The organism is Candidatus Sulfotelmatobacter sp. (assembly GCA_036500765.1).
Classification (GTDB): domain Bacteria; phylum Acidobacteriota; class Terriglobia; order Terriglobales; family Acidobacteriaceae; genus Sulfotelmatobacter.
Map to the genome: position 1 here is coordinate 1,791,777 of DASYBM010000004.1, position 14,564 is coordinate 1,806,340.

A 14,564-nucleotide genomic window follows, 5' to 3' on the forward strand; every position below is an offset into this window, starting at 1 on the left:
TCTCAGTTTTCGGCTATCGGCTAAAACCTTTTCGTGGAGACCGCCGCTGTGACGATTACCCTCAATCACTTCAGCGCGGCGCTGGTGTTTGCGCTCTTCGCATCGATTGTGTTCGGCATCACGCACCGCGAGACGACCCGCGACATGGTTCGCTACGGCCTCTATTGCTTCGCCATGTTTCTGGGCGGGGTTCTGGTCGCGGGCTGGGCCATGTGGCTGCTGCGCAGATAGCTTTTAGCTTTTAGCTCTTAGCTTTTAGCTTGAACCAAAGTCAAAGACTGCGCTGTTTCCGAGATTGTCTACGAGGATCGATACAACCACGGCAAGGCTAAAGGCCAAGAGCTAATAGCCAATAGCTTTCTTTACCCTTCCCACACGAACGCGTCGAAAATCCGGTTCGACTGGTAATGCAATCGGCGGTACAGGGCGACCGCGCCGATATTGGCTTCGGTCACCGTCAGCGACAGCAGCGAGAAATTTCTCTTCCTCAGACTGCCTTCCGTGGCTGCGAGCAATGACTCACCGATTCCGCGCGAGCGGTATTCCGGCAGCAGGCACACCTGGGTAACATGGCCGACGTCTTGGCGGACGCGCGAGCACAGAATCAGTCCGATCAGATTTTTCGCGTTCCGGTCGAGGGCCACGAAAGACGATTCCGCATCGAAGACGCCGCATCCCGGGAAGCGCACGATGTTATTGAGGAAGCGCAGCGATCCGCTCAACGTATGGTATTGGTCGTTGATTTGGGCGTCGACATGGCCGCGATAGGCCGCGGTTATGACGGCGGCCGAGGGTTGATAATCACTGTCGATCCACGGGCGGATTTCCACTTCGGCATGCGTCGGAATTTTCTGGGATTCGAATTTCCCCAGCGGCAGAGTCATGAACAGGCGCGGATGGCGCTGGAATCCGGTATTGAGAAATGGACGTGAAACCGCATTGGCCTCGTGCGCCAAAAGTTGCGCCTCCACCCGGTGAATCCCAGGCGACTGCTGCAAGGTTTCAATCACGTGCGTCAGCAGCTTCAATTCGACTTCCCGGGCATTGGGCAGGCGATTGCCGTTGGCGACATAGAGGTCGCCGATCACTCCCTTGCTGCCTTCGTAGACAAAAAACGAGTAGCCGAAGACACGGCCGCGGTCCACCGCGGCATAGCCGGGAAGAATTTTCGCATCGACGTAGCGGAGGATCATTTCCGCTGAGCCGGAATAATCCCACGAGAGCAGGCGCGCCCAGAGCTGCGTCTCGTCTTCGAGAAGTGGACGCAGATCGACGGAAGAAAAGTGCCTGAGGTCGAGGATCTCCAAACGGGCTCCGGCCGCGGCTGCCGCTGGCTGATAACGGCATTCATCGCGGCAAAAATCCGAGTGTAGTTGGTTCGCACAGCAGAGGCAAACTGGGTGAATACCGAGCAGCAACAGGCGATCAGACGCCCGTCGCTGGCTACTGGCGGTGTGCCTGTTTCAGTAACCGCCTGTTGGCGACCTGCGCGCCGCCATCGCAGGACCGCGCCAGTAGACAGTCTACGCACGAATTGTCAAACTTGACGGACTGCTAGCACTTAAATCAACAATGCACTTGTCGGACGTATCCAGATGATGACGAATTTGTTTGCATTCGCGTTCGCAGAATCCGTAGCGTACGCAGATTTCGCGCTCAAACCACTCCTCAGGGATGCTATCGGATAGCAGAAGGCCATTGTGCGACACTGAATAAGTCCCTTTCTGTTTCCGCAAAAACTCCCAGACATTTTGTTTCGTCATAGCTCTTTGAAGACTTTCGTCGGTCCGCGTGGAATTATGGCTTAGCGCCCGCGGCAGACACCCAATAATAATCCACATCCTGCGGAGCATAGTGGCCCAGGAAGGACACGCGTCGGCCCTGCGTCATTTTTGTGACATTACCTTTCCACGCCGGAGGCGCGACTAGCAGATGTTCTTCCGCCGGGACACTTCCCACTTCATGGCGCGCGACGGTCTGGTTGCGATAGAAGGCGAGGCCATATTCCAGTTCGCGGCGAACTCCGCAGACGGCGACCGGCAAGGTGTGCGTCTCAAAGGTCGCGAGTTCGACAGCGAGCGGACGTGCGGAAAGCGTCTGATCGAGAGAGTTGGCTCCGAACTTCAGCGCCGCGGCGACCGACAGCACTACGGGAATCAATGTCACGAAACGCAGCATGCGCAGGCGCAAGCGACTGGTCAGCGTGAGGGCAATCGCAGCAGCGAGCACGAACGTGATCGCCAGCGAGATCAGCATGGGCCGTCCCGCCGGCAGTCGGTGCTGCGTTACGAGATAAGCAATCAAAAGAGAAGGAACGGTCGGCGCGGCGGCCACCAGCGCATGCAGCAGCACGAGCGCCTTCGAGGCAGGTTCATCTTTTTCTCGCACAAGACGGCGGCGCAAGTAATCCGCCAGCAGAATCGCCCCCGCGGGAACGGCGGGAAGAATGTAGCCGGGAAGCTTCGACTGCGAGATGGAGAAGAATGCGACCGGCACGACGAGCCAGCAGCAGGCGAACAGAGTGAATTGCAATTGCAGATCAGGTTCGACAGAGGTCAATTTGCGCGCCCAGCTTTTCTCCGACCACCATGTCCGGACCGATTCGACGAACGCCGCGATCACGAAGACCGTCCACGGCAACAACGACATCAGCGTGACCGGCAGGTAATACCAGAACGGTTCGGGATGGTGATAGAGATTGCTGGAGAAGCGCGCCAGATTGTGTTCAAGAATAAATTCGCGAAAGAATTGCGGATTGCGAATCTGCACGGCGACGTACCACGGCGACGCAATCGCACAGAAGAGAACAACACCCGGCAGCCACAGTGTCTTGACCACGAGTCGAAGTTCTCGCGCGGCCAGCGCGAAGATCACGATGACGACCGCCGCCAGAAACGGCGCGACCGGCCCTTTGGCCAGCATGCCCAGCGCCATGCAGGCATAAAACAATGCCAAGTAAGCTTTGTTCCCGCTCTCGCGCCATGCCCACCACCCGAGCATGCCGACGCCGAAGGCCGCGGCCAGCGGCATGTCTGTGGACGCCGCGCGAGCGTAGCCGATTACGCCTGCGGACGACGCCGTGATGAGGGCCGCGTCCACCTCCACGCCGCGGCGAAATTTTCGAAAGAAGAGGTAAATCGCAATCACCAGCAGCGTCGCATCAATCGCCGCGGGCACCCGTGCGGCCACGCCGCTAATGCCGAGCACGGAATAAGCCAGCATCGCCTGCCAGTAATACAGCGGCGGCTTCTCCAGCCAAGGACGGCCGCTCAGTGTGGGTGTGATCCAGTCGCGGTGTTCCAGCATCTCGCGCGCCACTTGGGCGTAGCGCGGTTCATCGGCCCCGATCAGTCCAAACTGGCCGATGCCGTAGAAAAACAAGAACGCACAGAAGCCAGCCATCAGCAGTACGTCTGTGCGGGTACGGTTGCTCATGAATAAATTTCAGATTATAGATTTCAGATTCGAAACCGCTACCCGCAGATAGATTTACAATCTGCAATCTGAAATCAACAATCTGCAATTTGTTTTTCTATTGTACGGAAGGACCGCGCCGCAACTGGAATAGAACTTGCCGGACGGCTTCGGTGAGCGGGCCTTCGACGGAGCATCCGCTGGCGCATTCGTGGCCGCCGCCCCCAAAGCGCTCCGCGACCTGAGCCACATCGAGTTTGCCCTTGCTCCGCAGGCTGACCCGGTAACGGCCCTCGGGCAGCTCGCGAAAGAACGCGGCAACCTCGACGCCGCCGATCGAAAGAACGTAGTTCACCAGGCCTTCGCAATCCTCTTCGATCGCGCCGCAGCGTTCCATCTGTTCCTGCGTCACAAAGGCGTAGCCGATACGACCGTCGATGTTCAGATTGCGCAGAGCCTCGCCCAGCAGACGAATCTTCGCCGCCGAGTGGGCGAAATAAATTCCCTGGGCACAGTGCGCGGGATCGGCTCCGGCCAGCACCAGTTCGCGCGCCAGGGCAAATGTATTCTCATTCGTGCCCTGAAACATAAAAGAACCGGTATCGGTCATCAGCGCCGTATAAAGACAGGTCGCAATTTCGGGAGAAGATTTCACTTCCGCTTCCCGCGCCAGGCGAAACACCATTTCCGCCGTCGCCACGGCGTGTGGATCGATCCAGTTGACGTGGGCGAAGGGGCGTCCGCTGACGTGATGGTCGATGCTGATCAGCACGCGGTCCTCCAGGCCTTCGAGGCGCGTGCGGTGAATGCTGTCGCATTCCAGAATGATCGCCGCTTCGTAACTGCCGGGCACACGGCTGGAATGCACGACCTGGTCGGCGAATGGGAGCGAGCGGTAGATGCGAGGTACGCCATCGTGCAGCACCACATCGGCGTGCTTGCCCATGGCGCGCAGGACCTGGCAGCAGGCCAGCGCCGAGCCTACGGCGTCGCCGTCGGGGCGGGCATGAGAGGTCAGCACGAATCGCTCGTGCCGTCCGATCTGCCGGAGCACATCCTCGACGCCATTATGCCTTTTTTCCACCGGGTTCCTTGCTCGTCTTGCTTGTCTTGATCCGCTTTTTCGCCCGCGCCAATAACTCTTCGACCCGCGCCTTTTCCTGTTCCGCCCGGTCGAGCCGGAAGTACAATTCCGGAGCGCGCCTCAGATGCAGGCGCTCGACCAGTTCGTGCCGGATGTATTCCTTCGCCGCTTCCAATCCTTCGAGGCTCTCGTCGGCATCGGCGTCGCCGCCTTCTACGTTCACCCAGACCTGCGCCGAGCGGCCATCCTCGGCGATGTGGACCGCCGTCACGCTCACTAAACCAATGCGCGGATCAGCCAGTTCGCCCTCGACGAGCGTTTCAATTTCCTCGCGCAGAGCTTCTCCAACTCGCCCGCGATGATATTTGAGGCCACGCTTCTCCACGATCCAGCACCTCAGGGAAAACTGATGAGAATATCAGAAAACGCGTGCATACGTATGTCCGGCTGCTGTATTGTCGCGCGCTTTGTGATGGAGGGGATAAGTACGGAGGTAACAATGTGTTAGAAGAAATTACCGCAGAAGGCACGTCGCTGTTGCGATCCTCTAAAATCAGGAAGCAGGCTTAGCCGCCAACATTTTATTCTCAACTTCGCCATCCCATGAGCCCGCTTCGCCAAAAGATCGAGCAGGAAATCCGCGAACGTGGTCCGATTCCCTTCTCGCGCTACATGGAACTCTGCCTCTATTATCCCGACCTCGGCTACTATTCGCGCCACGCCGCGCAATTCGGCAAAGCCGGAGACTTCTATACCGCAAGCGACGTCCACGCCGTCTTCGGCCGCCTGCTTGCCCGCCAGTTCAACGAAATGTGGCGTGTGCTCGGCTCGCCCGAAGACATCACGCTCATCGAACTCGGCGCCGGCCGCGGCCTCTTCGCGCAAGATATGCTGGATTGGTCGGAAAAGAAATTCCCAGACTTCTTCCACGCTCTGCACTACGAGTTAATCGAACGCTCGCCCGCCTTGCGCCAAAGAATCGAAGCGACTCTGAGCCGGCATCTCGAAGCCGGAAAGGCTTCGCTGGCAGACGGCGCTTGCGGATCGGAAATGGTCGAATCCGAAACAATCGGGAAGGGCACGACTTCAGTCGTGCGGAATGCAGCTTCGGGGGGACGGGCTCTAGCCCTTGAGGCCGACGTCATCCTCTTCGCCAACGAATTCTTCGATGCCCTCCCGGTCGAAATCGTCAGCCCGCGAGGCTCTCTACGCATCGACGCCCACGCCGGCCGCTTCGTCGAAACCTGGGCGCCGCCTTCACCGCAAGAACTGGAATTCCTCGATCGCTACTCGATTCACCCCGAACCCGGCGAACGAGTAGAAGTCGCCCTGGCCGCGCAACAATACGCCAACGAAATTCTCGCCACCATCGACCGCGGATTCTTCCTCGCCATCGACTACGGATACACCCGCGAAGAGCAACTCGCCGGCCGCCATCGCGGCACGCTCAAGGCCATTCGCCAACACTCGGTCAGCGCCGATCCCTACGAAGCCCCCGGGGAGCAGGACATCACCGCCGACATAAACTTCACCGCCCTCGCCGCCGCCGCAGAAAAGCAAGGCATGCATCCACAGAAATTAATCACGCAATCGCAATTCTTGCTGGGCATCGGCGAGTCCACAGAATTTGCCGACGCCTTCGAAGATTGCCACCTGCCGCAGGAACGCGCCAAAGTCGCGCTCCAACTCAAGCATCTGGTCACCCCCGCCGGCATGGGCGAGAGCTTTCATGTCTTACTGGCAAGTAAAGGAGTGAGAGAGGAAACAATCACAACCCTGGCAGGCATGAACTTCAGCCGAAGGTAACAAATACGCTCTGCATCACCACGAAAAAAGGCTGCCCCATCCTTCGCGTTCTTTGCGAAGGGTGGGAACCACGGACCCCAACGCCTTAGGATTAATGCAGGATCAGCCTGCGGGCTTCACTTCCGGATACTCATACACCCCGCGTCCCGACTTCCTTCCCAACCGTCCAGCCTTCACATACTGCACCAGCAGCGGCGCCGGACGAAATTTTTCCCCCAGCGATTTATGCAGATACTCCAGAATGCTTAGCCGCGTGTCCAGCCCCACCAGATCGACCAACTCGAACGGCCCCATGGGATGATTCAGTCCCAACTTCAGTGCCTTGTCGATATCTGCCGCCGACGCAATTCCCTCCGCCAGCATATAAAACGCCTCATTCCCTATCATGGCATTGATGCGGCTGGTGATGAACCCCGGCGACTCCTTGATCACCACAACTTCCTTGCCCATGCGCTTGCCCACTTCGAACGCCGTAGCCAGCGTTTCGTCGTCGGTTTCGAGCGCGCGTACGATTTCGAGCAGCTTCATTTTGTGCACGGGATTGAAGAAATGCATGCCGACGCACTTCTTCGCGCGATAGGTCACGCTCGCAATCTCCGTCACGCTGAGCGACGACGTATTTGACGCCAGCATCGTCGTCGGCCGGCAGATCTTGTCGAGGAGCGTGAAGATCTCAATCTTCGATTCCATCTCCTCCGGCACCGCTTCAATGACGAGGTCGGCCTCGCGGGCGGCCTCTTCCACCGATCCGGCATATTCCAATCGCTTAAACGCCGCGTCCGCATCGGCAGCCGTTACTTTGTTCAGCTCCACGGCCTTGTCGAGATTGGCACGAATTTCGCTCTCCGCCTTGCGCAGAGCGCCGGGAATCAAGTCCTCCAGCACCGTGCGATACCCGCCCAGCGCCGCGGCGTGCGCGATGCCGCGCCCCATCGTTCCCGCGCCGATGACGGCAATCGTCTTAACTTCGCCCACTTACTTGTCCGCCTTTTCCAGATCGGCGAGAGCCGTATCGACGGCGCCGCGAGCCGCGCGCAAATATTCCGCCAGCCGTTTTCGCTCCTCCGCGTTCATGCTGGGAATATACAGACACATGCGACGCAGCGTCGTCGTAATGTCGTCCACATAGTTCATCGCCCGAATCAGTTCACCCGTCGCCACTGCCATGAGATCTCCTCTTTCGAATTCATATCGTATTTAGCTTTGCGTCCGCGTCAAGATCTGGCCGCCGCCCCAGTCACCAACGCCGTTCCTCCGCGCTGGACTCTCTATTCTGGACGCGGCTGCGAATTTAGTAAAGGCATGCGCTTGTCGCCCGGCCCAAACATTCTGTTAACACCCCAGGCAACCATCCGGGCATATAATCCCAATCAATTCTTTTTATGGCGCGCTAAACCCCAACCCGAATCGAATACCTATGGCAGATAAACCCATAAAACGCTACATCTTCGCCAGCGACTTCGACAAGACGCTCACCTTCAACGACTCCGGCTACGTGCTGGCCGAGTTGGTCGGGATTCCCATCGAAGAGTTCGAACGCAAGGCCCAGGGCATGGCCAAGATCAACCTCGTGCAACAGGGCGCGGAGCTCGCCTATCTGCTGCTGCACGACCCTGAATTCCAGGCCAAAGTTCGCAAGGAACATCTCCACGAAGTCGGCAAGCGCATTCGCCTCAAGGGCGACATCAAGCTGCTCTATCAGCTTCTCGACACCGGCATTGACGGCCACCAGTTCGATTTCTACGTTCTTTCCGCCGCGCCGGTCGAGATCGTCCGCTCGGCGCTTGAAGACATTGTTCCGCCCGATCACATCTACGGCACCGAATTTCTCTACAAGCCCTCGGGCGAAATCGACACCATCGTGCGCGCCACCGCCGGCTACGGCAAAGTCGCCGTCCTAAACAATCTGCTGTTGCAGCAGGTCGCCGGCCCCGATCACGTGATTTACACCGGAGACGGCAGCTCCGATATTCATGTCATGCTGCACATCAATTCACGCGACGGCCTTACCATTGCGGTGTCCGAATCGACCGACGTTTCGCAGATCGCGAAACGCACCGTGCTCAGCACCAGCGCGCTTGCGGTGCTGGCGCCGATTCTTGAAGAAATCGCAGGCTGGGAACGCTATCGCATTCGCAGCTTCTTCGAAGCCAACGGCATGCTTATTCAAGAATGGCAGCGAGTTCGCACCGACTGGCTCACCGTGCGGCCGGCAATCGATCCCGTTGAACCGGAAGCAGAACCGGGCGCGATCGGAATGCTACGCACGGAAATCTAAGGCAGGAGTCAGCCATGCTACGCGATAAAAATCTGATTCCGCTCTCCCGTCAGCACCAGCACGCTCTGGCGCTTTGCGTGCGAATCGACCGCGCCTCGCCCATCGGCGACGCCGACCTTTCCGCCTGGCAAGCGGAAATCGCCCAGCAGTTTCAGATGGAGATTGGTTTTCATTTCGCCGCCGAAGAACAGGTGTTGTTCCCGGGGGCGCGCAAGTTTCAGGAATTGGTCCCGTTAGTCGACGATCTGATCGCCGACCACGCAGCTCTACGCGCCAGGTTCGCCCAGGCAGAAGGCGGCAAAATGCATGCGGCTGATTTGTCCGCTTTCGCGCAGCGCATGTCCGCGCACATCCGCAAAGAAGAGCGTCAGCTTTTCGAGCGCATGCAGGGATTGATGACTCAGGAAGAACTCGCGCGTCTGGGAGAAAATCTCCAAGCCGCTCTCGCCGACGCCGCGCAAGCCTGCGCCCTGCCTGCCAACGCAACCCGCTTGCGATCGGCGATAGAAGCCGGAGCGGAAGATTCCGCAGCGAAAGAATTAAAGATTAGCCAGCCGTAGAAGCGAAGTGCATCTCGCGAAATCTCGTCGCGCCCTCCCGCCCCATGTAACGCTCCAACACGGCAGGTTCAGTCTTGCGCAGATCCACCACGACCAAGCCGTCAACAACATTGGAGAACTTGCGGTCCACGTTAAAACCCAGCAGTCGGCCGCCGATCTTGGCATATTGCCGCAGCAGAATCGGCAGCCCCTTGCCATCGGCTTCCACGTCGGTGATCGGCTCAGAAAGCTCATCTAAGTCGCGCAACGCATGGTGCATCGCGCGGCAATCGAATCTGCGCAACGGCGCCGGACGAAATGGCCGCCGCGGTTCAATCATTCCCGCCAGTTCGTCCTCCTGCATGCGCGCTTCAAAAAACCGGCAAATCATTTCGCGCGACGCTTCGTTGTAATCGTTGCTGATGCTGACCGCACCGAACAGCACTGGAACATCGGGCCGCCGCGCTACCATTCGCGCGATTCCTTTCCACAGCAGCAACAGCGGCGCATATTGCCGCTGGTACTCCGGCCTCACAAACGATCGCCCCAACTCTAGCGCCGGGCCCAGCTTCTGAAAAATTCTGTCGTCGTAGCGGAACAGCGTGCTCGTGTACAGGCCCTTCACGCCGTGCTGCGCCAGAATTTCCGCTGTATTGCCCGCGCGATAAGCTCCCACCAACTCGCGCTTCGTTTTGTGCCACAACAAAATGTGCGAATAATAATCGTCGAACGGATCGAGATCTACGCTCTTTCCCGTCCCTTCGCCCGCACCGCGAAACGTGATCTCGCGCAACCGCCCCACTTCCTGCAGCATTTGTGGTACTTCTGGCGCCGCTGCATGGTAGACGGCCAGGTCGCCGTTCTCCGCCAGGCAGCGATCGTCCGGAAGCTTTTCGATTTCATCCGCCAGCGACTCGGCCGATATCGGATCCACCAAGGGTTCCTGAATTTTGAATGCAAGTTTTGACCGTAATGCGGTCGGCCAGGATACTTCTTGTTTGCTGCGTCGCCCTAAGAGATAAGTTCTCCAGCGCAAGTACGCGATCGCCTCGCGATCGTCGCGGATCGCTTCCACCGCATCCGCCGCAATGCCACTGCCTACGCGCACTTCCACGGTCTTGCCTTCCTGCTTCAGGAACTCCTGCAACAGAAATGCCGTACGCAGCTTGGGATGCAGCATGCCGATAAACTGAAATCCCACGCCGTTGTGCCCGCAGAAATATACCGGCAACGCCGTCGCTCCGGTTTTGCGAATCAAACGCACTGCCGTCGCATTCCACTCCCGGTCGGCAATCTGCGCCCCCGGCATCTGCCAGTGCGAGACTTCGCCGGCCGGAAACACCGCCAACACGCCGCCCTGCCGCAACCAGGCCAAAGCCTCGCGCATCGCCCGCCGGTTCGACTCCACCGAGTGATCGGTATGAAACGGGTCCACAAAAATACAATGCTTCTGCAACTCCGGCACATCCCCGAGCAGAGAGTTGGTCAGCACCTTCACGTCGGGCCGCACCCGCGTCAGCAAAACCGTGAGCAGCGCGCCATCCAACACTCCATACGGATGGTTCGCCACCACTACCACCGCGCCTGTTGCGGGAATCCGCGCTTGATCCGCTTCCCCCACGCGCAATCCAACGCGCATCTCCGCGAGCAGGTTCTCCAGATGGAATCCGCTCGGCGACTGTTGCACTCGCCGGTATAAATCTCTCACTTTGTCGACAGGAGCAAACTTTCGCGCGAGGCCGGGAAACTCCACCACGCGCGACAACACTTCGGCCCGCGCTTGATCAAGCCGAGAATGATCCACCGGAACGTGATCGACGAGCACAGGATCGTTTTGCATACGATCTGCATCCAGATGGTCTGAGGGCATTTCATATCAATAGCGCAATCGCGTTGCAGCAACATGAAGGTCAAGTTAAAAACTGATGAAATGGAGGTTAACGAAGTCGGACAGTAACCAGCAGTAACCACCGATAAAATGGAGGGGGTGGGCGCCACGCCCGCCTCAGCCGAGCAACGCGAGGCTTATCGCAGTCGGCGGCGCCCAACGGCCCGCGCCCCATCACGTTTCCAGCCGATATCGCGTTTCCGCCAGCGCATACAATCTGCGCCACAACAGCCGATTGATGGTTACTACTGTCGCCGCCATCATCATGGTCGCGGCCAGCAGCAAATCGAAATTCCCGGCGTCGGTGGCCTGAGAAATCGTCGCGCCCAATCCAACCGTCGTATAGATCTGCCCCTTGAAGTGAAAATATTCTGCCACGATGCTCGCGTTCCAAGCTCCACCCGACGCAGTCACCATACCCGTAATGAGGTAAGGAAAAATCCCCGGCAGGATTAATTTCTTCCAGCGCTCGATCCCGCCAATCCGAAAGACGGAACAACACTCCTTCAAATCCGTCGGAATCGCAATGGCTCCGGCAATTACGTTGAACAATATGTACCATTGCGTTCCCAGCAGCAAGAGTACGATCGACCCAATCCCCAGCCCGCCGCCCACGCGAATCAGCAGCAGCAGAACAACCGGGAACAGCGCCGTCGCCGGCACCGACGCTGCAATTTGCGCCAGGGGCTGCGCGATCCGCGCCAGCCGTGGATTAAATCCAATCGCCACCCCCGCTGGAATCGTCCACAACGCTCCAATCAGCAACGTCAGATTCACCCGCAGAAACGTAGCGCCGAGCCCCAGAAAGGCCTCCTGCACCTCGGCCTTCTGGAGTCCAGTTAAAATCATGACGACGCGGACCACGCCATAACTCATCCCCGCCAGCGCCACGACTGCCAGCACCCGCGTAATCCAAATCTTCCACGCACTGCGCTGCTCATCTTGGCCGCTCGCACGCACGCGCGAAAAGTACAGCATCAGCCGCTCGCCCAACGGTCGCACCGTCTTCTCGCGAATTCGCGCCAGGCTTCGCGAACGCCGAATCATGTCGAGCACCCATGAGTCCGGCGTCTCGGTGCTTTCGACCTGCTCCACTTTAAATTTCTCCGCCCATGCGATCACCGGACGCCACACGAACTGGTCGAGCAGCACGATCACTGCGACCATCGTGCCGACGCCCCACAGAATCGACCGCGTGTCGCCCGCGCTGGCCGCGGTCTGGAGATACGATCCCAACCCTGGGAGACGGAAGTCGCGCGCGCCCAGCACGAACATCTCGCAGGCCATCAGAAAAAACCAGCCGCCCGCCACCGACATCATCGAATTCCACACCAGCCCGATCGCCGCGAACGGCAACTCCACTTCAATGAAGCGCTGCCACCAGCTGAACTGGTAAATTTTCGCAGCCTCGCGCATCTCTTTCGGGATCGACTTCAGAGAGGCGTAAAAGCTGAACGCCATGTTCCAAACCTGCCCGGTGAAAATCAGCAGGATGGCGCCCGCCTCCACGCCCAGTTGCCGTCCCGGAAATAGCGCCACCATCGCCAGCATCACGCCGGGAAGAAAACTGAGCACGGGGATCGACTGCAACACATCCAGCAGCGGAATCATGAAGCGCTCGGCGCGCCGGTTATACGCTGCCACGTATCCATAGACGAGCGTGAATGCGAGGCTGAGAACGTATGCGATCGCGATGCGCAGCAGCGAATATCCCGCATATGCAGGCAGGGCCCACAAGCTCCGCGAGATCTCTACTTCCGGCGTGAAGGGTCCGAGCCACGTGCGCCCCACCATCAGCACCGCATAGAACAAAGCGATCCCCGCCCCGAACATCAGCACATCCGGCAAGTACGAGATCTCAATGCCGGGTAACTGCGTCCAGATTCGATACGCCGAAAATCCTCTGAATGTGGTGGATCTCTTCATGCCGATTTCTTATTGGCGAATTTGTTCAGCAGTGATATTTCCGGTCTGTCACCCTGAGCGTAGCGAAGGATCTCGTATTGGTGAATCCCTCCGACGGCCTCGCAGGCAGTCTTCGCCCTGGATTCAGTGAGGAGAGCTCGACTCGGCCGCCGTCGCACCCTCAGCCGCGGACTGCGGCTCGGTCTGCACCAATCGGCCTTGCTCGCGGTCATAATCGAAAATCTCGGCGTAGCGCCCCCAATTCATCGCGGTCTCGAACTGGCGCAGCACTTCATCTTCGGCAAAATGCTCGTCGAGGATGTCGTGGAAAAATTCGTCCGCGATCGAGTGATCCGACTTCCGTTTCAGGATGCTGTCGATCTGTTTCAGAATGGTGACATGTTCCAGCGCCGCCTGCCGGAACAGAACCTTGCGCTGCTGAATATCGGCATCGGCAAACCTGACTCCCTGCGGCGTGATCTGCACATCGCCTTCCGTCAGCTTCGCAAATCCCAGCAGGACGCAGGCCTCGACAATCGGCAGCAGATCCTCCACATCCATCACCAGTTCTTCCGCCAGGCGGAACAAGTCTTCGCGCCCTCCGCGATCGTGCAATAATTCGATCAGGCCGGCCATTCCGCCCACGCGCGCATGAGGAAGCTGTTGGTAGCGGGACGTTCGCACCGGCGCTTCCTGCTTCTTCGACGCATACTTCAAAGCCTCTTTCGTCAGCCCGCCGATAGGCAAAATGATTTCCGCCGTCGTTTCTGCGTCCGGCAATGCATGCTCGACCTCCGGTTCGGTCATCACTTTGTAGATGTAGTCCACCAACTCCACAAAGCGCCCCGACTTGCGGTCCCGCGGCTGATTTATCCGGATATTGAAATCGGAGCGAATGCGCGCCGGATTTCTCCCCAGCACCATCACCCGATCCGCCAGCATCACCGCCTCTTCAATATTGTGGGTGACAATAAAAATGGCCTTGGCCGGCATTTTCTTGCTCAACCAAAGCTCCATTAATTCACCACGCAGGTTTTCCGCCGTGAGAACATCCAGCGCCGAGAATGGCTCGTCCATGAAGAGAACTTCCGGCTCGACCACGAGCGCCCGCGCGAATCCCACGCGCTGCTTCATGCCTCCGGAAAGTTCCTTGGGGTACGCGGTCTCAAAACCGTCCAGACCCACGGTATCGAGAGTCCGCAAAGCGCGTTTGCGGCGCTCGACCGCCGCCACTCCCTTCGCTTCCAGCGGCGCCTCCACATTCTCGAGTACAGTGAGCCAGGGGAACAGAGCAAAACTCTGAAACACGATTGCGACGTTCGGCGTCTGCCCTTCCAGCGGCTTGCCGTGCCACAATAGCTTTCCTGATGTTGGCTCCGAAAGCCCCGTCAGCATGCGGAGCAGCGTCGACTTTCCGCAGCCCGACGGTCCCAGTAACGCAACAATCTTCCCTGCTTCTACGGCCAGGTTGGTCAGCCCGACGACTTGAATCCGAGTGCCGTCGGTCTGGGCATACGATTTCTCGATCCCCACTGCTTCGATGATGGGCTCCACGCCAGTTCCCCGGACGGCTTCGACAGTCGCTTCACTCATAAAATCGGTCGTTGGTCTTTAGTCGTTGGTCGTGGGTCGTCGGCCTTCGGTCGTTGG

The 14,564-nt window shown here is 58.7% G+C and carries 13 protein-coding genes; 4 read left to right on the forward strand and 9 right to left on the reverse strand.

The genetic code is table 11. The features are described from left to right. Window positions 1-33 precede the first annotated feature (33 nt). Window positions 34-231 carry a hypothetical protein gene (locus VGM18_10520; GenBank protein ID HEY3973429.1) on the forward strand — a complete coding sequence of 66 codons (198 nt, stop codon included), beginning with the start codon at window positions 34-36 and terminating at the stop codon, window positions 229-231. 131 nt (window positions 232-362) lie between these two features. Here the strand turns inward: VGM18_10520 and VGM18_10525 are convergent, their stop codons facing one another. From VGM18_10525 to rbfA, 4 genes are all read right to left on the reverse strand, one after another. After that, window positions 363-1,307, reverse strand: a complete 945-nt coding sequence (locus VGM18_10525) for a GNAT family N-acetyltransferase (GenBank protein ID HEY3973430.1) — start codon at window positions 1,305-1,307, stop codon at window positions 363-365. 490 nt (window positions 1,308-1,797) lie between these two features. Then, window positions 1,798-3,435 (reverse strand): glycosyltransferase family 39 protein, encoded by a 1,638-nt coding sequence (locus VGM18_10530; GenBank protein HEY3973431.1) that lies wholly within the window; start codon window positions 3,433-3,435, stop codon window positions 1,798-1,800. A 97-nt stretch (window positions 3,436-3,532) separates the two neighbouring features. Then, on the reverse strand, window positions 3,533-4,498 hold the full coding sequence (locus tag VGM18_10535; GenBank protein HEY3973432.1) for a bifunctional oligoribonuclease/PAP phosphatase NrnA: 966 nt from the start codon (window positions 4,496-4,498) through the stop codon (window positions 3,533-3,535). Continuing rightward, a complete protein-coding gene (gene rbfA, locus VGM18_10540) occupies window positions 4,482-4,883 on the reverse strand; it encodes a 30S ribosome-binding factor RbfA (GenBank protein ID HEY3973433.1) in 402 nt (133 codons plus the stop codon). Before rbfA ends, VGM18_10535 begins: the two co-directional genes overlap by 17 nt. Window positions 4,884-5,101: 218 nt before the next feature. Between rbfA and VGM18_10545 the strand changes: the two genes are divergently transcribed. Beyond that, complete coding sequence (locus VGM18_10545; protein HEY3973434.1) at window positions 5,102-6,304, forward strand: SAM-dependent methyltransferase; 1,203 nt, start codon at window positions 5,102-5,104, stop codon at window positions 6,302-6,304. Between the two features lie 102 nt (window positions 6,305-6,406). Here the strand turns inward: VGM18_10545 and VGM18_10550 are convergent, their stop codons facing one another. Together VGM18_10550 and VGM18_10555 are read right to left on the reverse strand one after the other, a co-directional pair. Continuing rightward, window positions 6,407-7,279: a 3-hydroxyacyl-CoA dehydrogenase NAD-binding domain-containing protein gene (locus VGM18_10550; GenBank protein HEY3973435.1), complete on the reverse strand. Its 873-nt coding sequence runs from the start codon at window positions 7,277-7,279 to the stop codon at window positions 6,407-6,409. Continuing rightward, window positions 7,280-7,471 (reverse strand): hypothetical protein, encoded by a 192-nt coding sequence (locus VGM18_10555; protein HEY3973436.1) that lies wholly within the window; start codon window positions 7,469-7,471, stop codon window positions 7,280-7,282. It lies immediately after the preceding gene. Window positions 7,472-7,721: 250 nt separating this feature from the next. On the opposite strand from VGM18_10555, the gene VGM18_10560 reads away from it, so the two are divergent. Then, the gene (locus VGM18_10560) at window positions 7,722-8,582 is read left to right on the forward strand and encodes a haloacid dehalogenase-like hydrolase (GenBank protein ID HEY3973437.1); all 861 of its coding nucleotides are present in this window, start codon (window positions 7,722-7,724) and stop codon (window positions 8,580-8,582) included. 14 nt (window positions 8,583-8,596) lie between these two features. Further along, complete coding sequence (locus VGM18_10565) at window positions 8,597-9,142, forward strand: hemerythrin domain-containing protein (protein HEY3973438.1); 546 nt, start codon at window positions 8,597-8,599, stop codon at window positions 9,140-9,142. Here the strand turns inward: VGM18_10565 and VGM18_10570 are convergent. The 3 genes from VGM18_10570 to VGM18_10580 form a co-directional block, all read right to left on the reverse strand. Continuing rightward, window positions 9,129-10,961: a GNAT family N-acyltransferase gene (locus VGM18_10570; GenBank protein HEY3973439.1), complete on the reverse strand. Its 1,833-nt coding sequence runs from the start codon at window positions 10,959-10,961 to the stop codon at window positions 9,129-9,131. The two genes, VGM18_10565 and VGM18_10570, sit on opposite strands and share 14 nt — an antisense overlap. A gap of 222 nt (window positions 10,962-11,183) precedes the next feature. Next, window positions 11,184-12,935: an ABC transporter permease subunit gene (locus tag VGM18_10575; protein HEY3973440.1), complete on the reverse strand. Its 1,752-nt coding sequence runs from the start codon at window positions 12,933-12,935 to the stop codon at window positions 11,184-11,186. A 123-nt stretch (window positions 12,936-13,058) separates the two neighbouring features. Continuing rightward, window positions 13,059-14,507, reverse strand: coding sequence for a nitrate/sulfonate/bicarbonate ABC transporter ATP-binding protein (locus tag VGM18_10580; GenBank protein HEY3973441.1), 1,449 nt, complete (start codon window positions 14,505-14,507; stop codon window positions 13,059-13,061). Window positions 14,508-14,564: the final 57 nt, after the last annotated feature.

What these genes read in the sequence shown, in the direction of transcription:
- VGM18_10530 (HEY3973431.1), bottom strand. Translation starts at nt 3,435, where the DNA reads ATGAGCAACCGTACCCGCACAGACGTACTGCTGATGGCTGGCTTCTGT.
- VGM18_10545 (HEY3973434.1), top strand. Translation starts at nt 5,102, where the DNA reads ATGAGCCCGCTTCGCCAAAAGATCGAGCAGGAAATCCGCGAACGTGGT.
- VGM18_10555 (HEY3973436.1), bottom strand. Translation starts at nt 7,471, where the DNA reads ATGGCAGTGGCGACGGGTGAACTGATTCGGGCGATGAACTATGTGGAC.
- VGM18_10560 (HEY3973437.1), top strand. Translation starts at nt 7,722, where the DNA reads ATGGCAGATAAACCCATAAAACGCTACATCTTCGCCAGCGACTTCGAC.
- VGM18_10565 (HEY3973438.1), top strand. Translation starts at nt 8,597, where the DNA reads ATGCTACGCGATAAAAATCTGATTCCGCTCTCCCGTCAGCACCAGCAC.
- VGM18_10570 (HEY3973439.1), bottom strand. Translation starts at nt 10,961, where the DNA reads ATGCAAAACGATCCTGTGCTCGTCGATCACGTTCCGGTGGATCATTCT.
- VGM18_10575 (HEY3973440.1), bottom strand. Translation starts at nt 12,935, where the DNA reads ATGAAGAGATCCACCACATTCAGAGGATTTTCGGCGTATCGAATCTGG.
- VGM18_10580 (HEY3973441.1), bottom strand. Translation starts at nt 14,507, where the DNA reads ATGAGTGAAGCGACTGTCGAAGCCGTCCGGGGAACTGGCGTGGAGCCC.